At 64.4% G+C, this 18800-nt stretch carries 16 protein-coding genes and 2 tRNA genes; 5 read left to right on the top strand and 13 right to left on the bottom strand.

Annotated features, from left to right (window positions below; translation table 11 throughout):
• Window positions 1-41: 41 nt before the first annotated feature.
• Window positions 42-410, bottom strand: a complete 369-nt coding sequence (locus EWV37_RS06685) for a DUF488 domain-containing protein (RefSeq protein WP_095798225.1) — start codon at window positions 408-410, stop codon at window positions 42-44.
• Between the two features lie 50 nt (window positions 411-460).
• Between EWV37_RS06685 and valS the strand changes: the two genes are divergently transcribed.
• Window positions 461-3112, top strand: coding sequence for a valine--tRNA ligase (gene valS, locus EWV37_RS06680; RefSeq protein WP_129700600.1), 2652 nt, complete (start codon window positions 461-463; stop codon window positions 3110-3112).
• 190 nt (window positions 3113-3302) lie between these two features.
• Here valS and EWV37_RS06675 read toward each other — a convergent pair whose 3' ends face one another.
• The 6 genes from EWV37_RS06675 to EWV37_RS06650 all read right to left on the bottom strand — a co-directional run bounded on the left by EWV37_RS06675 (window position 3303) and on the right by EWV37_RS06650 (window position 8528).
• Window positions 3303-3905, bottom strand: a complete 603-nt coding sequence (locus tag EWV37_RS06675) for a mycothiol-dependent nitroreductase Rv2466c family protein (protein ID WP_129700598.1) — start codon at window positions 3903-3905, stop codon at window positions 3303-3305.
• A 51-nt stretch (window positions 3906-3956) separates the two neighbouring features.
• Entirely contained in the window at window positions 3957-5252 is a 1296-nt protein-coding gene (gene clpX / locus EWV37_RS06670) for an ATP-dependent Clp protease ATP-binding subunit ClpX (protein ID WP_095798228.1), read from the bottom strand.
• A 147-nt stretch (window positions 5253-5399) separates the two neighbouring features.
• Window positions 5400-6059, bottom strand: a complete 660-nt coding sequence (locus tag EWV37_RS06665) for an ATP-dependent Clp protease proteolytic subunit (RefSeq protein WP_016996481.1) — start codon at window positions 6057-6059, stop codon at window positions 5400-5402.
• 47 nt (window positions 6060-6106) lie between these two features.
• Window positions 6107-6709, bottom strand: a complete 603-nt coding sequence (locus EWV37_RS06660) for an ATP-dependent Clp protease proteolytic subunit (RefSeq protein ID WP_095798314.1) — start codon at window positions 6707-6709, stop codon at window positions 6107-6109.
• Window positions 6710-6999: 290 nt separating this feature from the next.
• The gene (gene tig / locus EWV37_RS06655) at window positions 7000-8346 is read right to left on the bottom strand and encodes a trigger factor (RefSeq protein ID WP_095798230.1); all 1347 of its coding nucleotides are present in this window, start codon (window positions 8344-8346) and stop codon (window positions 7000-7002) included.
• Between the two features lie 109 nt (window positions 8347-8455).
• A tRNA-Pro gene (locus EWV37_RS06650) sits at window positions 8456-8528 on the bottom strand.
• 181 nt (window positions 8529-8709) lie between these two features.
• On the opposite strand from EWV37_RS06650, the gene EWV37_RS06645 reads away from it, so the two are divergent.
• Window positions 8710-8780, top strand: a tRNA-Gly gene (locus EWV37_RS06645).
• A 918-nt stretch (window positions 8781-9698) separates the two neighbouring features.
• On the opposite strand, the gene EWV37_RS06640 is transcribed toward EWV37_RS06645, so the two are convergent.
• Together EWV37_RS06640 and EWV37_RS06635 are read right to left on the bottom strand one after the other, a co-directional pair.
• Window positions 9699-10622 carry an Fpg/Nei family DNA glycosylase gene (locus EWV37_RS06640; RefSeq protein WP_129700596.1) on the bottom strand — a complete coding sequence of 308 codons (924 nt, stop codon included), beginning with the start codon at window positions 10620-10622 and terminating at the stop codon, window positions 9699-9701.
• Between the two features lie 2 nt (window positions 10623-10624).
• Entirely contained in the window at window positions 10625-11137 is a 513-nt protein-coding gene (locus tag EWV37_RS06635; RefSeq protein WP_129700594.1) for a ribose-5-phosphate isomerase, read from the bottom strand.
• Between the two features lie 228 nt (window positions 11138-11365).
• Here EWV37_RS06635 and pepN point away from each other — a divergent pair, with 228 nt between their 5' ends.
• On the top strand, window positions 11366-13942 hold the full coding sequence (pepN, locus tag EWV37_RS06630) for an aminopeptidase N (RefSeq protein WP_129700592.1): 2577 nt from the start codon (window positions 11366-11368) through the stop codon (window positions 13940-13942).
• Between the two features lie 101 nt (window positions 13943-14043).
• Window positions 14044-14475 (top strand): globin, encoded by a 432-nt coding sequence (locus EWV37_RS06625; protein ID WP_095798315.1) that lies wholly within the window; start codon window positions 14044-14046, stop codon window positions 14473-14475.
• Between the two features lie 81 nt (window positions 14476-14556).
• Here the strand turns inward: EWV37_RS06625 and EWV37_RS06620 are convergent, their stop codons facing one another.
• Window positions 14557-15270, bottom strand: a complete 714-nt coding sequence (locus EWV37_RS06620; RefSeq protein WP_129700590.1) for a DUF8185 domain-containing protein — start codon at window positions 15268-15270, stop codon at window positions 14557-14559.
• A complete protein-coding gene (locus EWV37_RS06615; RefSeq protein ID WP_129700588.1) occupies window positions 15267-15734 on the bottom strand; it encodes an acyl-CoA thioesterase in 468 nt (155 codons plus the stop codon). The genes EWV37_RS06620 and EWV37_RS06615 overlap by 4 nt, the downstream gene beginning before the upstream one ends.
• A gap of 43 nt (window positions 15735-15777) precedes the next feature.
• Between EWV37_RS06615 and EWV37_RS06610 the strand changes: the two genes are divergently transcribed.
• Window positions 15778-16674 (top strand): acyl-CoA thioesterase, encoded by an 897-nt coding sequence (locus EWV37_RS06610; RefSeq protein ID WP_129700586.1) that lies wholly within the window; start codon window positions 15778-15780, stop codon window positions 16672-16674.
• Window positions 16675-16749: 75 nt separating this feature from the next.
• Here the strand turns inward: EWV37_RS06610 and EWV37_RS06605 are convergent, their stop codons facing one another.
• Together EWV37_RS06605 and EWV37_RS06600 are read right to left on the bottom strand one after the other, a co-directional pair.
• Entirely contained in the window at window positions 16750-18006 is a 1257-nt protein-coding gene (locus tag EWV37_RS06605; RefSeq protein WP_129700584.1) for an MFS transporter, read from the bottom strand.
• Window positions 18003-18788, bottom strand: coding sequence for a siderophore-interacting protein (locus tag EWV37_RS06600; protein ID WP_129700582.1), 786 nt, complete (start codon window positions 18786-18788; stop codon window positions 18003-18005). Before EWV37_RS06600 ends, EWV37_RS06605 begins: the two co-directional genes overlap by 4 nt.
• Between the last annotated feature and the right edge of the window lie 12 nt (window positions 18789-18800).

Raw genomic sequence — 18800 nt, 5'->3', positions numbered from 1 at the left:
TGTTTCAAGATAAATACCTAATCGAACTTGATTAGTATGTTTCAGAAGCCGCTGCGGTGGTCGCGCAACCACCCCAGGAGCACCACGGCGTTGTTGTGTTCCTCGTCGTGGGCGTCATAGAGCAGGGTCGCTTTCTCCACGCCTCTCAGTGCCTGCTGAAGTTCCGCCACCTGACCGGACGCGTCCTCATCCAGTGCTTTCCGGTACCGCTTGGTGAACTCCTCGAACTTCTCGGGATCGTGGCCGAACCACTTCCTGAGGTCGTCCGTGGGTGCGAGCTCCTTGAACCAGTGATCCAGGGCCGCGTGGTCCTTGCTCACCCCGCGAGGCCACAATCTGTCGACCAGGATGCGAGCGCCGTCGTCCGGGGACCTGTCCTCACGAACGCGCTTGATCTGCAACTGTGCCATGACCCCACGCTAGGCCGGTTGGGGCCGGATTGCATGAGAGACTGGGGCACATGGCACAAAATCTTGAGGGTACAGACACGCCCAATTTCAGTGACAGCGCTGCGTCCACCACCGCGGTGAACGTTCCCGACAAGCCGGCCCTGGAGGGTCTGGAGGACAAGTACTCCGCGCAGTGGCGCGAGAACGGCACCTACGCCTTCGACGAGGACACCACTCGTGAGTCCGTCTACTCGATCGACACTCCCCCTCCCACGGCCTCCGGCTCCCTGCACGTGGGACACATGTTCTCCTACACGCAGACGGACGTGATCGCCCGCTACCAGCGGATGAGCGGCAAGAACGTGTTCTACCCGCTGGGCTGGGACGACAACGGCTTGCCCACCGAGCGCCGCGTGCAGAACTACTACGGCGTGCGCTGCGAACCCGGCAAGCCCTACATCGAGGGTTACCGCCCCCCGGAAAAGCCGGCCAAGAACCAGCGCGACTGGGACGTGGTCTCCCGCCAGAACTTCATCGAACTGTGTGAAGAGCTCGCTGTGGAGGACGAGAAGGTCTTCGAGCACCTCTTCTCCACACTGGGTCTGTCCGTGGACTGGAACCGTACCTACCGCACCATTGACGCTCACTCCCGCAAGGTCTCCCAGCTCGCATTCCTGAAGGACTTCGAAGCCGGTAACGCCTACATGGCCGAGGCTCCCACCATGTGGGACGTCACCTTCCGCACCGCGGTTGCCCAGGCCGAACTCGAGGACCGCGAACGCGAGGGCGCCTACCACCGCGTCTCCTTCCACCGACCGGACGGCGAGAAGGTCTTCATCGAGACCACCCGTCCCGAGCTGCTGCCCGCGTGCGTGGCCCTGGTGGCCCACCCGGACGACGAGCGTTACCAGCCGCTGTTCGGCACCACCGTGCGCTCTCCCCTGTTCGACGTGGAGGTCGAGGTCAAGGCCCACCCGCTCGCCAAGCCGGACAAGGGTTCGGGTATCGCCATGATCTGTACGTTCGGTGACCTCACCGACGTCACCTGGTGGCGCGAACTCAATCTCCCCACGCGTGCGCTGATCGGCCGCGACGGCCGTTTCCTCGCGGAGCAGCCGGAATGGATCGCCGACGGCGCCCCGGCCGAGAACTACGCGCAGGTCGCCGGCAAGACCGTGTTCTCCGCGCAGAAGGCCGTGGTGGAACTGCTCGAGGCCTCCGGTGACCTGGAGGGTGAGCCCAAGAAGATCATGCACCCGGTGAACTTCTACGAGAAGGGTGACAAGCCCCTCGAGGTCGTCACGTCCCGCCAGTGGTACATCCGCAACGGTGGTCGTGATGCGGAGCGCCGCGAGGTGCTGATCGAACGTGGCCGTGAGATCTCGTGGCACCCCACCTTCATGCGCTCTCGCTACGAGAACTGGATCGAGGGCCTCAACGGTGACTGGCTGATCTCCCGCCAACGCTTCTTCGGTGTGCCGTTCCCGGTCTGGTACCCGCTGGACGAGTCCGGCGAGCCGGACTACGACAACCCCGTGCTGCCGTCCGAGGATCAGCTGCCCGTGGATCCCACGGCCGATGTCGCTCCCGGCTACACCGAGGAACAGCGCGATCAGCCCGGCGGCTTCATGGCTGACCCGGATGTCCTGGACACCTGGGCCACCTCATCGCTCACGCCTCAGATTGCAACCGGTTGGGCCGTTGACGAGAAGCTGCACGCCAACACGTTCCCCATGGATCTGCGTCCGCAGGGCCACGACATCATCCGCACCTGGCTGTTCTCGACCGTGGTGCGCGCCGAGACCCTGGCCCAGACCGTGCCGTGGCAGCACACGGCGCTGTCCGGCTGGATCCTGGACCCGGACCGCAAGAAGATGTCCAAGTCCAAGGGCAACGTGGTGGTCCCGACCGACGTGCTCGAGAAGTACGGTTCGGATGCGGTCCGTTACTGGGCGGCATCGGCCCGTCTGGGTGCGGACACCGCGTACGACGAAGGCCAAATGAAGATCGGCCGCCGCTTGGCGATCAAGCTGCTCAACGCGTCCAAGTTCGTGTTGGCGCAGGGCGTCACCGAGGCTTCCGTCCTGGGTTCCGGCACGGATGAGTCCGTGGTCATCAACGGCCTGGACCGATCGCTGCTCGCTCAGCTGGCGGACGTGGTCACCCGTGCGACCACCGCGTTCCAGGAATACGAGTACGCCCGCGCGTTGCAGCTCATCGAGTCCTTCTTCTGGACCTTCACCGACGACTACGTGGAGCTGGTCAAGGACCGCGCCTACGGTTCGCGCGGTGAAGCGGCCCAGGCGTCCGTGCACGCGGCCCTGGCCACCACGCTGGACACCATGTTGCGCCTGTTCGCACCGTTCATCCCCTTCGCCACCGAAGAGGTCTGGTCCTGGTGGCGTTCCGATTCGGTGCACCGTGCGTCCTGGCCCGTGACCGACGGTTTCGCCGGACTGGCCCAGCAGGGCGATCCGGAGGTGCTCACCGTGGTGGGCGAGGCCCTGTCCGGTCTGCGTAAGTCCAAGTCCGAGGCCAAGGTCAAGCAGCGCACGGCCGTCACCTCGGCCACCGTCTCCGGTCCTGCCGCCCAGCTCGAGCAGCTGCGCGCGGGTCTGGACGACCTCAAGGCCGCAGGCAACGCCGCAGACCTCACGCTCACGGATGCCGACGGTGAGTTGACCGTCAGCGATGTGGAGCTGGAAGCTGCGGTCGAGGTGTAGCCGCACGGTTATATGACAACGGCGGGTGCTCCCCTAGGGGAGCACCCGCCGTTGTCTAATCAGCTATGGGATATGAGGCCAACATCCTGGTCCGTGAAAGTGCAGTTCTGGACCTGCTAGGTGCACTTTTGCGGACTGGAATGTCCGAGGTCCGCGCATCAGCTGGAGCCCTCTCAGCGACCGAGCTGACTCAGCTGAAGTCCGGGCCCTTCTCGCGGCCGCGCTTGATCTCGTAGAAACCGGGGTACGAGGCCAGTGCGAGTGCACCGTCCCAGACCTTACCGGCTTCCTCACCCTTGGGTGCCGGGGTGAACACGGGGCCGAAGAAGCCCACTCCGTTCACTGCGATGCACGGGGTGCCGATGTCTTGGCCGGCCACGGCCTGGGCGGCCTCGGTTGAGGCGCGGATCGCGGCGTCGTAATCCTCGGAGTCCTTGGCGTCGGCCAGCTCAGCGGGCAGGCCGACCTCCGCGAGGGACTCCTGGATGATCTCCAGCTCGTCCTCCATGCCGCCCGGGTGACGGCGGGTGCCCATGGCGTCGTAGAGCTTCTTGTAGTATTCGTCACCGTGCTTCTGCGCCGCCGCCTCGATCACGCGCACCATCCACATGGACTCGATGTGGCCCTGGTGGTGATTGTCCGGGTTGTTCTCGTTGAGAATACCCAGCGAGATAATGCGCCAGTTCACCTCAACGTCGCGGATCTTGGTGACCTCTTCCATCCAGCGGGAGGTCATCCAGGCCCACGGGCACAACGGATCGAACCAGAAATCGACGTGCTGCTTCTCAGACATACGGTTACCTTTCGACAGACGGGTGCGTTGCTTTCAGGGGGTGCTCACGCGTCACGCGGACTTATGACGACGCCGCTCCGCTTCGATCATCTCGTGCGTAAAGACCTCGGGGTCGCTCAGTTTCGCCACGGAATCCGCGGTGACCAGTACCGCCGCGACGTCGTCACGGCTGGGCAGGTCGAACATGACCGGCATGAGGATGTCTTCCAGGATGGCGCGCAGACCGCGGGCGCCCGTGCCCCGCTCGATCGCCAGTTCGGCAATGGCTTCCAGGGCCTGCGGATCGAAGGTGAGTTCCACGCCGTCGAGCTGGAAGAGCTTGCGGTACTGCTTGACCAAGGCATTCTTGGGCTCGGTAAGGATCCGGACCATGTCCGAAACCGACAGTTTGGACAGTGTGGTCACGACCGGGAGGCGGCCGATGAACTCGGGGATCAGACCGAACTTCAGCAGGTCCTCCGGGCGCACCTGACCGGTGAGATCGACATCGGAGGTGTCGCGGATAGCGGCACCGAAGCCGATGCCCTTCTTGCCCGTGCGCTGCTGAACGATCTCGTCGAGCCCGGCAAAGGCACCGGCCACGATGAACAGCACATTGGTGGTGTCGATGTGCAAGAACTCCTGCTGGGGGTGCTTGCGCCCGCCCTGCGGGGGAACCGATGCCACGGTCCCTTCGAGGATCTTCAGGAGCGCTTGCTGGACCCCTTCACCCGATACGTCCCGCGTGATCGAGGGGTTCTCAGATTTACGCGAAATCTTGTCGATCTCGTCGATGTAAATAATCCCTTGCTCCGCTTTCTTGATATCGAAATCGGCAGCTTGAATAAGTTTGAGGAGAATATTTTCAACGTCTTCACCTACGTATCCGGCCTCGGTGAGGGAAGTGGCATCGGCCACGGCGAACGGTACATCCAGCTTACGAGCCAAAGACTGTGCCAGATAGGTCTTGCCGGATCCGGTGGGACCCACCAACAAAATATTGGACTTGGCCACTTCGATGTCTTCTTCGTTGCCGTCAGAACCAGCAATCGAGAGGGTCTGCCCGGAGACCCCTGCGCGAATGCGCTTGTAATGGTTGTACACGGCCACCGACAACGCGCGCTTCGCGGTGTCCTGACCGATCACGTACTCCTGCAAGTGATCGTGGATCTGCTGCGGGCGCGGAAGTTCCACCTGGTCGGTTTCTTCGACCTCGGTGAGCTCTTCTTCGATGATTTCGTTGCACAGCTCGATGCACTCGTCGCAGATGTACACGCGGGGCCCGGCAATGAGCTTGCGCACCTGCTTCTGGCTCTTACCGCAGAAGGAGCATTTGAGCAGGTCAACGCTCTCTCCGATGCGCGCCATAGCCAATCCTCACAGTTCATCTAGACGTTTGCCCTCGGCACCACTTTAGGCGAGGGCGGAAGGTGCACCAAAGCTCGACACCGGTACGTGACGCGCAGCGGCGTCGCCGGAAAAAACTCTCCCGCGACGCCGCTCAGCCTACTCGTCTTACTGGGTGACGGTGACAGGCTTGTTGATCTTACGAGATTCCAAGACCTGGTCAATGATGCCGTACTCCAGCGCATCCTTAGCGGTGAGAATCTTGTCGCGCTCGATGTCGCGATTGATCTCCTCGGCGGACTTGTTGGTGTGCAGCGCCATGGTCTCTTCCAACCAGGTACGCATGCGCATGATCTCGTTGGCCTGGATCTCGATGTCCGAAGCCTGACCGCCGCCCTGACCCTCCATCGCGGGCTGGTGGATCAGCACGCGAGCGTTGGGCAGTGCCAGCCGCTTACCCGGGGTGCCACCGGCCAGCAGCACGGAGGCTGCGGACGCGGCCTGGCCCAGGCACACGGTCTGGATCTCGGGGCGGATGTACTGCATGGTGTCGTAAATGGCCGTCATAGCCGTGAACGATCCGCCCGGGGAGTTGATGTACATGGTGATGTCGCGATCCGGGTCCTGGGACTCGAGCACCAGCAGCTGCGACATGATGTCGTCAGCGGAAGTGTCGTCCACTTGAACACCCAGGAAGATGATGCGGTCTTCGAACAGCTTGGTGTACGGGTTCTGACGGCGGTAGCCGTAAGGCGTGCGCTCTTCGAAATCCGGAATCACGTAGCGGCTGGTGGGCAACTGCGGTGCAGTGGCGTGAGGCAAATTCATTGGTCCGTCCTGAAATTCTTGAAGTGGTTCGTGACAGCTACGGCTGGTTACTTGGATTCCCGCATGGTTCCGCCGCCACCGGTCACGTTGCCGGCGGACTGCGCGATGTGGTCGAAGAATCCGTATTCCAGGGCGCGCTCGGCGTCGAACCAGTTGTCGCGGTCGTTGTCGCGAAGGATGGTCTCGAGGTCCTGGCCGGTCTGCTCTGCGGTCAACTCCGCCAGGCGCTTCTTCATGGACAGGATGAGCTCGGCCTGCACGCGGATGTCGGATGCGGTGCCGCCCATGCCGCCGGAGGGCTGGTGCATGAGGATGCGGGCGTTCGGGGTCGCGTAGCGCTTGCCCTTGGTGCCGGAGGACAGCAGGAACTGGCCCATGGAGGCTGCCAGGCCGGTGGCCACGGTGACTACGTCATTGGGGATCAACTGCATGGTGTCGTAAATGGCCATGCCCGCAGTTACGGAGCCACCCGGGGAGTTGATGTACAGGAAGATGTCCGCCTCGGGATCCTCCGCGGAGAGCAACAGCATCTGCGAGCAGATCAGGTTGGCGTTGGTGTCACGCACCTCGGAACCGAGCCAGATGATGCGTTCCTTGAGCAAACGGTTGTAGACGTAATCGTCCTGGCCGTTGGGCGCCCCGTCCTCCATGCGCGGAGTGACCGGTGCGGCACCGTACGGCTGGATGGGAGTGGAGGTCATGGAATGCCTCTTTCTTCTGGGCGGGGTTGCGCGCGCCGGGCGCACAGCAACCCATGAACACTTTCTGTCTCAGCAGCGTAGTGCCGTACCCGCGCCGTTTCGCGGGCTCAGGCCCATTGTTCGCTGCTGGCGCATGGTCCACGACGCACGACGACGCCGCAGGCAACCTTCGCGTGGAAGGCCCCCTGCGGCGTCGTTCTGAGCCACTGTGTGCCCGCGAATAGCGGGCTCATGGATGCTTACTTGGCTTCGGTCTCGACTGCTTCTTCGGTGGCAGCCTCGTCCTCGTCGTCGGAGCCGACGAAAGCGGACAGGTCCACCTCGTTGCCCTTGGAGTCGGTGACCGTCGCGTACTCGAGAACCTTGGCGAGAGCCTTACGGCGGCGAACCTCGCCCACCATCATGCCGGCCTGGCCGGAACCGTCCAGCATCTGAGCGAACTGGTTGGGATCCATGCCGTACTGCTGGGACATGTTGATGATGTAGTCGATCAGCTCGGACTGCTCCACGCCGACCTCTTCGGCCTCGGCCACGGCATCGAGGATGATCTCGTTGCGGAAAGCGGTCTCGGCGTTCGCGCGAACCTCGGCGCGGTGCTCTTCGGTGTCGTGATCGGGCTCGGCGGAAGCCTGGGCCTCCGGCGAATCGAAGTGCTGTGACAGTTGGTCCTCGATGACCTTTTCGGGAACCGGGACCTCGATGAGCTCAACGAGCTTGTCCAGGACCTTGTCACGGGCCTCGATGCCCTGTTCGACCACGGCGGACTCGGAAGCCTGCTTCTTGAGGTCTTCCTTGAGCTCGTCAATGGTGTCGAACTCGGAAGCCAACTGAGCGAACTCGTCGTCGGCCTCGGGCAGCTCGCGCTCCTTGACGGCGGTGACCTTCACCTTGACGGTGGCGTCTGCACCGGAGTGCTCGCCGCCGGCCAACTTGGTCTCGAAGGTGGCGTCCTCGTCTGCGGAGAGACCGGTGACGGCCTCGTCCATGCCCTCGAGCATGGTTCCGGAGCCCACCTCGTAGGACAGGTCGTTGGCGGCGTCTACCTCTTCGCCGTCGACCAGAGCCTGCAGGTCCAGGGTCACGTGGTCACCCTCGGCAGCGGGGCGGTCCACGGACTTGAGGGTGCCGAAACGGGCACGCAGCTCGTCCAGTGCCTTCTGCTCGTCCTCGGTCGTTGCCTCACGGGCCTCGACCTCGACCTTGAGGCCCTTGTAGTCGGGCAGCTCGATCTCGGGGCGGATGGCCACGTTGATCTCGACCTTGGTGTCAGCTTCGCGGTTGTCGGACTCCGGCTTGGCCAGGACCTCAACCTGCGGCTGGGACAGCGGGGTCAGCTCGTTCTCGGCGAGTGCCTGCTGGTAGAAGTCATTGAGGCCCTCGTTCAGGGCGTTCTCGATCACGAAGTCGAAGCCAACGCGCTGGTCGATGAGCTTCGAGGGGACCTTACCCTTGCGGAATCCGGGGATCTGAATCTGATCGGCCAGCTGCTTGTACGTCTCTGCGACAAACGGCTTGAGATCGGCGTAAGGGATCTCAACGGTGATCTTCGCCTCGGTGGGGTTGAGTTTCTCGACGGCGCTCTTCACTTCCGTTGTACTCCTGGGGTCGTGGATGAACAGTTCTCACGGGCCAGGTTTGGCCCGGTCGGTCAACGAGCGCTCCCCTGCCATTTGATGGCGGGTTGGCGCTCAGACGTCGGGGTGACAGGACTCGAACCTGCGATCTCCTGCTCCCAAAGCAGGCGCGCTAGCCACTGCGCTACACCCCGTTGTCGGTGTATATCCGTGCATTGATGTCCGTCCGCGGGCATAGAAAAGACCTTGGACACACCAACATCGTGCAAGTCTAGCGTGCCATATGCCGCTGAGCTGAAATTCCGCCTGTGCTGCCGCTGAATTGACTCTCAATTGGCGAGCACCGAACGCCTCGTGTAATCTTTCGGTGTCCCCGGGGGTGTAGCTCAATGGTAGAGCCCCAGTCTTCCAAACTGGCTACGCGGGTTCGATTCCCGTCACCCCCTCAGATATCCACAGCGGCCCCGCACTGATTCAGTGCAGGGCCGCTGTGCGTTCCCGCAACAGTCTCTGCTCTCTGCGCCACCCACCTTTGGCCTACAAAACCCCGCCGTGGAAGGGCACTCTCGCCACCGCACATGAAGCGCCGTTAGAACCGCAGGGCACGCGTGAGGGGTCGTTAGAACCCTTGGCGGGACCAGAAAGGGTTCCAACGAAACACTAGGTGCACACGCGGGTTTTACCGGCCCACAGAACGTGCGGCGACCCGCCGAAACCAACGTGAGACAGCGTCGTCGGCGGTCGAGGGGGCGAAGTGTCGGGGTGCCGAGGTGATTCACGCGCAAGACCGCGTGTTGGGGCCTCCGAGTGCGTATCCCTCACCCCTACGTCTCGAGCTGCCAATATCTGAGGCAGAGTTCTGCGGGCCAGAACATTCTGAGGCAGAGTTCTGCGGGCCAGAACATTCTGAGGCAGAGTTCTGCGGGCCAGAACATTAGGGGTAGAGGCAAACACCTGGAGGGCGGGTTTTGCCGCGATCCTCTGCCCCAAATGTCACCGGGTGCCATGGGCTAGGGCGCCCCACGAAAAACCACCCCTGGCCGTCTTCGCCTGACGCCTGCCCCGGACCTCGCCACATCGGGCGGCCCATCTCCAACCAAACTCCTCTTCTGAGGTGGCACTCGGACCACGGCGCACACGTGAGGGGTTGTTAGAACCCTCGGCGGGCCCGAGAAAGGTTCTAACGGCGCCTGAGGTGCACAGGAAGGTTCTACCGGCGCGCCGGAGGCGGAGCCCGACCTTCCAGGGTGCACAGGAGAGTTCTACCGGCGCACCAGAGGCGGAGCCAGTACTTTCGGGGTGCTCAGGATGACCCTAGCGCCACACAAAGGATGCCGGTCGGCGCTCAGAATGCGGGGAATCCGCTACTTCTGGCACTCCGGGCACCAGTAAAGGGCGCGGCCGTTGAGGTCCTGCCGCAGAATCGTGGTGCCGCAGTGCAGGCACGGTTGGCCGTGACGGTGGTACACGTAATTGCCGTGGTGGGGCCAGGCTTCGGCCTCGGAGATGCCGGGGCGGTCCACGGGGTCGGTGGTGATGATGCGACCCACTCGCGCACCGATGTTCATGAGGGCAACATTTTCATCCCACAATCCCAGGAGGTCTTCGCGGCTCAGGGAGGCACCCGGAAGGAACGGATCAACCCCGCGGCGGAACAGAGACTCCGCGCGAAAGATGTTGCCGATCCCTGCCACCACGTTCTGCTCCATGAGCAACACGGCGATGGGACGTTTGCTCTTCCCCGCCTTGGCGATGAACGGCTCGGGGTCCGCCTCGGGGTCGAGCGGGTCCGGACCCAACTTGGCCTCCGCGACCGCGGCTTCCTCGGGAGTTTCCACGGTGCACAGTGCAGGACCGCGCAGATCGGCCCACCCGTGTTTCCCCACCAACCGGGCGCGCACGGCACCGACGGGGGCGTCGGGAACGACCAGCCCGGCGTCGTCGTACTGGACGGATGTCTCGGCCGAGGACCTGGCTTCCTGCTCCCCCACCTTGCGGGGCGCACCGATCGACGACGCCGCTTGAAACGTCTCGTCGCCGGCGAAACTCCACGCGCCGTAAATGCCGAGGTGCGAGCGCAGAATGAGAAGGTCGGCGGCGTCGGACGGCGCGGCAAAACTCATGAAGAGGTGCTTGCCGTGCGCCCGGGAACCCGTGAGGACACGGCCGTCGAGCTGTGCCGCGCCCTGCGCGAAACGTCCCTGCGGGCTGGAGACACGCAGGGACTGTCCCGCGAAAACGTCGTCGAGCTGGCGAGCCAGTCGATGAATGGAATGACCTTCGGGCACGGTCAGTTCTGGGCGACGGGGCGGGCGGTGACCTGGTCGAGCTTGCCCTTGATGTCACCGGTGGTCTCGTATTCGCCCAGCTGAGCGATGCGGCGTTCGTGACGGTCTTCACCGGTGAATTCCTCCGCGAGGAAGGCCTTGACGATGTCGAGTGCTTCTTCCTTGGAGTGCTGACGACCACCGATGGCCACGACCTGCGCGTTGTTGTGGTCGCGGGCGAGCTTGGCGGTGTCCAGGTTCCAGGCCAGTGCCGCGCGAATGCCCTCGACCTTGTTGGCGGCCATCTGCTCGCCGTTGCCGGAACCGCCGAGCACGATGCCCAGGGAATCCAGACCCTGATTACGGTCTTCCTTCACGGCGCGGGCGGCGTGGATGCAGAAGGCGGGGTAGTCATCCGCGGCGTCGTACTCTTCGGGACCGTGATCGACCATGTCGTAACCGGCGGCGGACAACTGCTCGATGAAGTACTGGGACAGTTCGAGACCGGCGTGGTCGGTGGCGATGTGCACGCGCATGAGCGGGGATTCTCCTGGATCAGGTGCGGCACCGAACGGGTGTTTTCCCGGGTGACCGCGGAGGGCAATCTGACATCCACCACCGTACCGTGAGCGCCCCCAGAACCCGCTGATCAGAGGGATCATAGCTAGTTCCGGTGTGATCCTGGCCGCAGACTGCCATAATGGCTAAATGCTCGCGCGCCAGGAGCGCGCCTACCCCCAGCAGTCGAGGAGAGGATCACTCACGTGCCCGGAATCAATTTAACCCGAGAAGAAGCCGTCCAACGGGCGGAGACTGTTTCGGTCGATTCCTATGAAGTGGTCCTGGATCTCACCGATAATCCGGAGACATTCGCAGCCCGCACCACGGTCCGCTTTTCGGCCACTCCCGGGGCGAGCACGTTCATCGATGCGATCACCGCGTCCGTCGAGTCGGTCACGCTCAACGGGAAGCAGCTGGACCCCGCCGAGGTCAGTGACGGCGTGCGCATCCAGCTGCCCGATCTCGCGGAAGCCAACGAGCTGGTCGTGGAATCTCGCATGTTTTACATGAACACCGGCGAGGGCCTGCACCGCTTCGTGGACCCGGTGGACGGCGAGGTGTACCTCTACTCCCAGTTCGAGGTGGCCGATGCCCGCCGCATGTTCCCTGTATTCGAGCAGCCGGATCTGAAGGCCACGTTCCGCTTTGACGTGACTGCCCCGGATCACTGGGCCGTGGTTTCCAATCAGCCCACCCCGGAGCCCACACCAGTCCGCGAGGGTGTGGCACGGTGGGAGTTCTCCCCCACTCCCGTGATGTCCTGCTACATCACCGCGTTGATCGCTGGTCCGTACGAATCGATCACCGATTCACTGACCTCGTCGGACGGCCGCACCATTGACCTGGGCCTGTACTCGCGCAAGTCTCTGTCCGAGTTCGTGGACGCGGACGAGATGTTCGAAGTCACTAAGCAGGGCTTCGAGTTCTTCGAGGCGCAGTTCGGTGTGCCGTACCCGTTCGAGAAGTACGACCAACTGTTCGTCCCGCAGTTCAATGCCGGTGCCATGGAGAATGCCGGCGCAGTGACGTTCGTGGAGCAGTACATCTTCCGCTCCAAGCCGTCCCAGGCGCGCGTGGAACGCCGCGCGATCACCGTGCTCCACGAGCTCGCCCACATGTGGTTCGGCGACCTGGTAACCATGCGCTGGTGGAACGACCTGTGGCTCAACGAATCCTTCGCGGAATACATGTCCACGCTCGCGTGCGCCCAGAACACCAAGTACACCAACGCGTGGACCACGTTCGTGGCCGGTGAGAAGTCCTGGGGTTACGAGCAGGATCAGTTGCCCACCACACACCCCATCAAGGCGGAGATCCGCGATCTCGAAGACGTGCTGGTCAACTTCGACGGCATCACCTACGCCAAGGGCGCGTCCGTGCTCAAGCAGCTGGTCGCGTGGGTGGGTCAGGAAGAATTCATGGCCGGCCTCAACGCCTACTTCGGCAAGCACGCGTGGGCCAATACCGAGCTCTCGGACCTCATGGTTGAGCTCGAGGCCGCGAGCGGTCGCGACCTCACCGACTGGACCGAACGCTGGCTCGAGACGGCCGGCGTCAACACCTTGATTCCGCACGTTGAGGCGGACCAGGACGGTGTGATTACCTCCTTCGCGATCGAGCAGATCGGCCAGGAGGGCCACCCCACCCTCCGCCCGCACCGTTTGGCGGTCGGCTTCTACGATCACGACGACGCCGCCAACAGTCTGGTGCGCACCCACCGTGTGGAACTGGACGTGGACGGCGAGCGCACCGAGGTGCCCGAGCTCGTGGGCCGCGAACGCCCGGACCTCGTGCTGCTCAACGACGACGATCTGGCCTACGCCAAGATCCGCCTGGACGAGTGCTCGCAGGACACTGCGACCAATCACCTGGGTGACTTCGAAGAGTCTCTGCCCCGCTCGCTCGTGTGGGGTGCGGCCTGGGATGCCGTGCACGACGGCGTGTCCCCCGCCCGCGCGTACGTCCAGTTGGTGTTGGCCAACATCGGCCGCGAGACGGATTCCACCGCTGTGCAAGTTCAGCTCCGTCAGCTCGACACCGTGCTCGACTACTACCTGGCTCCGAAGGACGCGGACGAGATCCGCGCCGCCGCCGCAGCCACGATCTGGGACCTGGTCGAGGCCTCTGCCCCGGGTTCGGATCACCAGTGGCAGTTCTTCCGTGCCTTCGCCCGCCGGGCTGTCGCGGCGGCACAGTTCGATCAGCTCGAAGCCTTCGACCGCGGCGAGAACATCCCCTCCGGCGTGGACATGGACACCGACACCCGCTGGGTCGTGCTGACCGCTCTGGTGGCCGCAGGTCGCCGCGGTGAGACCGAGATCGACGCCGCCCTGGCTGAGGACAACACGGAGACCGGCGCGATTGCCGCGGCCACCGCGCGCGCCGCGATCCCCACGCCCGAGGCCAAGGCCGCCGCGTGGCAGCAGATCGTGGTGGACGGCTCGCTACCCAACTCGCAACAACAAGCGGCCATCGCGGGGTTCTTCCGTGTGCATGATCAGGAACTCGTGGCTCCATACGCGGACAAGTATTTCGAATCGGTCACCGACGTGTGGATCACCCGCACGCACGAGTTGTCCCAACAGATCGCGGCCGGCCTGTTCCCGCGCCTGGCCGCACAGGCAACCGTCGACGACGCTCAGCGCTTCCTCGATCAGTTGGCCGGTCAGCACAACGGCCTGCGCCGTATCGTCCTGGAACGTCAAGACGCCATCCGCCGCGCCGTGGAGGCCCAGGCCGTGGACGCCGCCGCAGCAGGACAGGAGAACACCACCGCATGAGCACACCCGAACAACCTCACCTGAACCCCCAGGCCGGCCCGCCCGAAGGTCGCCGCACGTTCACCCTGGGCGCTGTGGGTTCGAGGTCCGCGGCGGAGCCCATGACGCAACCCCCGCAGCAGGTGGGCGACGCGCGCGAGGCGGCCGAGGCGGCGTCGTCGGACTCGTTCTACGCCCAGGTGGGCGGGCACGAAACGTTCGCAAAACTCACACACGAGTTCTACCTGCGCGTGGCGGAGGACGAGGATTTCAAGGCCCTGTACCCGGAGGAGGATCTGGGGCCGGCCGAGCGCCGCCTGCGGATGTTCCTGGAGCAGTACTGGGGCGGGCCTACAACCTACTCGGAGGAACGGGGGCATCCCCGCCTGCGCATGCGGCACGCGCCGTTCCCGGTCGACACGTGGGCGCGCGAGACGTGGCTCAAGCACATGCGCGCGGCGATGGACACGCTGGAGTTGTCCCCGCTGCACGACGGCATCATGTGGGACTACTTCGACCGCGCGGCTCACGCCATGGTGAACCGACCGGGCTGAGCGCGTCGAGCTAGCTGAACGGACCACAACAGCAGGGCCGGTGCACGTACACCGGCCCTGCTGTTGTGTCCGCGAAAGTATTCAGCGCTGACCGTTCTTGACCACCACGTGGCCTGCGTCCGTGCTGAGTCGGAGCCACTGCCCGGATTCTTCGGCGGCCACGGCCACCTCGAACTCCGAGGGTGGAATGAAACCGAGCACGTCCAACCCGAAAGCGGCACCGTCCGGGATGTCCGGGACCTCCATGGGACCCCAACCGGAACTGGCACCCCAGATCTGGGACCGCACCTTGGTCACGACCGCGGCCCCCGAATCGGTGGGGACGGCGTCCGCGACCTTCTGGATTCCGGCGCGCGCAACATCGCGCACGTGATGGGCGGAGACCACACCGCGCTTGGTCCAGCCACCGCGCGGGGCCACCATCCCGGCCCACGGCGCTGCGACTTCCTGCGGCGGCGCGCTGATATGTACCGGTTCACTCTTGAGCGCGGGATCGGAGAGCGAGAAGCGCGCCAACCGGTCGAGGATGGCCGATGCCGGAACCGTGAGGTCGAGGTCCGTGGGATGAGCCAGAGACACGGCACGCAGCCCGAGCACCACGGGTGAAGGGTCCAGAATGGTGGTGGGGTAAATCACCGGAACCCACGTGGCCAGGGCATGGCCGAAGCCTTGGAGTCGCACGGCGGCGTTGGCGTCAAGGCTGCGCGCACGGCTCAGCAGGGTGGCCAGATCGGAAGCTTCCGCGGGCCCGGCCAGTGAAATACCGGGAGTCTGAGCGCCCCCAGGGTGTGTCATCGTTCGTCGAGCTCCTTGACCTCATCTGCCAGGGCGTCCAAGAGAGCCTTGTGATCCTCCGACAGTTTCTGACTTTTGCCCGTCTCCGGGTCCATTAAGACCATCACGGATTCACCCTCCGCGTAAACAGAAGAGCCGTCCTCTTCCTGCAAACGGTAAGAAATCGTGAAGGACGAGCCGCCCACCTTGGAGATCCAGGTCTTCACGTACACAGGTTCGTGACGGTAGAACAGCTGTTCCTTGTAGTCGATGTTCTGGTGCACCACCACGGTGCGGATCTCACCGATCGACTCACGGAACGTAGTGTCCTCCGGGATGCCGTGATCGGCGTCCGCCTTGATCGGTGAGGAGGTCAAGCGCACGCGGGCGTCCTCGAAGAAACGCACCATGATCACGTTGTTGATGTGACCGTAGGCGTCCATGTCCGAGAAACGCATTTGAATGGGGATGGTTATGGAAGTCATGTCCCCATCAGATCACATCAGCGTCAGCACTAGAGTGGTGGCCATGAGTGTTGATCCCCAGAAGGAACCCGTGAAAGCCCTGCTCCAGATGTTGGACCTGGCGGACGGTGGAGGGGCAAGAACCCTCGAGGACATTTTCGTCGGTCAGACGATCACCAGCATGCGTAACCGTGTCTATGGCGGGCAGGTGCTGGCCCAGGCCGCGATGGCGGCGATCCGCACGGTTCCCGAGGACCGCGCGATCCACTCGATGCACGCGTACTTTCTGCGCCCCGGGGACGTGAACTTCCCGATCACCTTTGGTGTGGAGCGGGTTCGCGACGGGCGTTCGTTCTCCGCTCGCCGAATCCACGCGTATCAGGACGGTAAGACGATCCTGTCCATGATTGCGTCGTTCCAAGCCACCTCCGGCGGCCTGGACCACCAGGACGAGATGCCGCTCAACGTGCCGGATCCGGAGACGCTGCCCACGCTGCGCGACCTGCTGGGCAGCATCGACCTTCCGGAGGCCCGGGCCACCGCGTTCGAGCGGCCCTTCGACATGCGATACGTGACCGAGCCGCTGTTCCTGCCGTGGCGCGGCACCAACGAGGCGTACAACGCGGTGTGGATCAAGGCTCTCGCGCCCTTGCCCGACGACCCCAACATCCATCGCGCGGCCCTGGCCTACGCCTCGGACTACACGATGCTCGAACCCGTGCTGCGTCGTCACGGCAAGTCCTGGGTCGAACCCGGCCTCAACGTGGCGTCTCTGGACCACGCGATGTGGTGGCACCGTGACGCCCGCGCGGACGAATGGATCCTCTACGTCCAGGCCTCCCCGAGCGCGTCCTCGGCTCGCGGGCTGGGCGTGGGCCGCATGTTCACCCAGGACGGCATGCTGATCGCCACGACCGCCCAGGAAGGCATGATGCGCCTTCCCGAGTTCCACTCGGAGTAGCGACCACACACGCCGACGGCGCCCGCTCGCGTGAGCGGGCGCCGTCGGCGTTGGTGCCGGGCAGGGAACGTGTGCTCAGCGTGCGAGCCGCACGCCGCGGCGACTCACCGCGATCCCCAGGCCGGCGCAGGCAAGACCGACCGCGAGGGCGACCCCGTAGTTGCTGTAGGCCGCGATGGTGAGCCCGGCCCACGCTCCCACGGTGCCACCGAGCATGCTGATGGAGGTCAGCAACGTGAAGTCACCGCCGGGATTCTCGGTGCGCGCCAGGCCGAGATTAACCGCATAGATCCCCGTGTTCATGATCGTGTAGCCGGCCAGAACGCACGAGGTTCCCAGTACGCCGAAGACCAGTTCCAACCCACCGCCCACGGGCCACAGTGTGGTGATGACCGGGATGAAACTGAGTCCGCCGATGAGCTGGATACCCGCACCCAGGAGCATGGTTGTGGCCCTACCCCAGCGGCGGCACATGCGCCCGCCCGCAAGGGCCGCGGCCAGCGCGGGCACCGAGGCCACGACCGAGGTGACCACGCCGATCCGGGTCAGCGACCAGCCCGCATCCACAAGGGCGGGAGTGACCAGGGACCACAGTGCACCAGACCCTAGGGCGATCAAGGGAACGGCCACGAGAGCCCAGGTGCGCGCACCCGGCTGGGACAGGACACCGAACATGTCCTTGAACGTGATCCGCGAGCTGGACCTCGGTGCGCGCGGCGGCTCCACATAGCGCGCCACCGTGGCCAGGGCCAGCGCGGTGAAGAATACGAGGGTCAGGACTGCCGCGCGCCATCCCCACAGGTCGTACACGAGCAGCGCAAGGCCACCGCCCACAAGGGTTCCCAGATAACTGGCGGCAACTTGAATGCCCGCACCCTTGTCGTGCTGGGCCGAATCCAGCCCCCGCACGGACAGCGCGTCCGCGGCAATGTCCTGGGTGGCGGAGAACAGCACGAAGGCACCGGCCAGAATCACCACGGTGCCCAGGCCCTGCACCGGATCGGCGACCAGGGCGAGCCCCAGCAGACTCAACACCATGAGCGACTGCAGGATCAGTAACCACGTGCGGTAGTGACCGGACGCCGCGCGCGGTGACCAGCGGTCCAGCAGCGGAGCCCAGAGGAATTTGAGGGGCCAGACCAGTCCGAGCAGTTGTAACAAGCCGAGCGTCGAGAGGTCCGCTCCCCCGTCGCGCAGGATGCCCGTCAATCCGGTGGACAGGAACGACGCCCCGATGAACTGGGTCGTGTACAGGGCCCACAGCAGGATCCAAAAACTCCGGTGCGCGGTCGAAGCGGGTGCCGTGCGGTCACCCGAGAGAGCTGTGCTCATGCGTGCCTCCAATAGGCGGTAGCGCAAACATTGTTCTTGGGGAGCTCGAAGCGGGTTCGCAGAGTCGACGTCAGCTGGCGGTTCGCGGCCGCCTCGACCGCGATCCACACGCGGTCCCGTTCCGTGGGAGGCTCCTGATCCCAGTGTTCGGTGAGAGCTTCCGCAATTCCGGGACCGTTGTCGTCCCGGTGTACCCAGCGCACCCGGTGCTGCGGGCCGCTGGTCACGGGCAGCAAGTGATCCCTGGGATCCATGTGTTCGAGCCACACCTCGGCCGATTGGTCGCCCAGGTGTTCGAGCATGGAATTGACCGCCGGCAGGCTCGCGGGGTCACCCACGATGATCGTGCGTCCCGGCCACGGTGCGTCCAGCGTCATGGCCGGAGCGGCCGCGGTGGACGACGGCGCCGCGCGACGTCGAGCGCGCTTCTTCAGTTCCCACGGTGGCGCACTGCCGAGCAAGGACGCGCCGATGGTGTCACCGGCCACGCACGTTCGGGCCCAGTCCGAGGCCACACCCTCGTGCAGCGCGAATTCGAGCCAGAATTTACCCTCCGCCGGTTCCGGGTCCACGACCGTGAAGGCCCGTTGGTGCGAGCGGCCGTTGTCGTCGAACCACAACCGCAGCCACATGGAGGGAAACGGTGGCCAGCGGGTGAGTAAGCCACCGTCGGCCACCTGGATCCGGACGTAAGTGGGACTGACGTGACGGCGGCGCAGGACGGTCAGTTCCGTCTCCGTTGAGCCCAGGGCTCGAATCACCAAATGCTCCCATTCGGGCATTCGTGGACTCCT

The organism is Kocuria carniphila, from assembly GCF_004136555.1.
Taxonomy (GTDB): domain Bacteria; phylum Actinomycetota; class Actinomycetes; order Actinomycetales; family Micrococcaceae; genus Kocuria; species Kocuria carniphila.
This window is presented reverse-complemented; position numbering and strand designations above follow the sequence as displayed.

Bases quoted from the DNA above. Each gene is read 5' to 3' on its own strand.
- EWV37_RS06685 (WP_095798225.1), bottom strand. From the start codon at position 410: ATGGCACAGTTGCAGATCAAGCGCGTTCGTGAGGACAGGTCCCCGGAC.
- valS (WP_129700600.1), top strand. From the start codon at position 461: ATGGCACAAAATCTTGAGGGTACAGACACGCCCAATTTCAGTGACAGC.
- EWV37_RS06675 (WP_129700598.1), bottom strand. From the start codon at position 3,905: ATGTCTGAGAAGCAGCACGTCGATTTCTGGTTCGATCCGTTGTGCCCG.
- clpX (WP_095798228.1), bottom strand. From the start codon at position 5,252: ATGGCGCGCATCGGAGAGAGCGTTGACCTGCTCAAATGCTCCTTCTGC.
- EWV37_RS06665 (WP_016996481.1), bottom strand. From the start codon at position 6,059: ATGAATTTGCCTCACGCCACTGCACCGCAGTTGCCCACCAGCCGCTAC.
- EWV37_RS06660 (WP_095798314.1), bottom strand. From the start codon at position 6,709: ATGGAGGACGGGGCGCCCAACGGCCAGGACGATTACGTCTACAACCGT.
- EWV37_RS06635 (WP_129700594.1), bottom strand. From the start codon at position 11,137: ATGCGCGTGCACATCGCCACCGACCACGCCGGTCTCGAACTGTCCCAG.
- EWV37_RS06625 (WP_095798315.1), top strand. From the start codon at position 14,044: ATGACGCAACCCCCGCAGCAGGTGGGCGACGCGCGCGAGGCGGCCGAG.
- EWV37_RS06620 (WP_129700590.1), bottom strand. From the start codon at position 15,270: ATGACACACCCTGGGGGCGCTCAGACTCCCGGTATTTCACTGGCCGGG.
- EWV37_RS06615 (WP_129700588.1), bottom strand. From the start codon at position 15,734: ATGACTTCCATAACCATCCCCATTCAAATGCGTTTCTCGGACATGGAC.
- EWV37_RS06610 (WP_129700586.1), top strand. From the start codon at position 15,778: ATGAGTGTTGATCCCCAGAAGGAACCCGTGAAAGCCCTGCTCCAGATG.
- EWV37_RS06605 (WP_129700584.1), bottom strand. From the start codon at position 18,006: ATGAGCACAGCTCTCTCGGGTGACCGCACGGCACCCGCTTCGACCGCG.
- EWV37_RS06600 (WP_129700582.1), bottom strand. From the start codon at position 18,788: ATGCCCGAATGGGAGCATTTGGTGATTCGAGCCCTGGGCTCAACGGAG.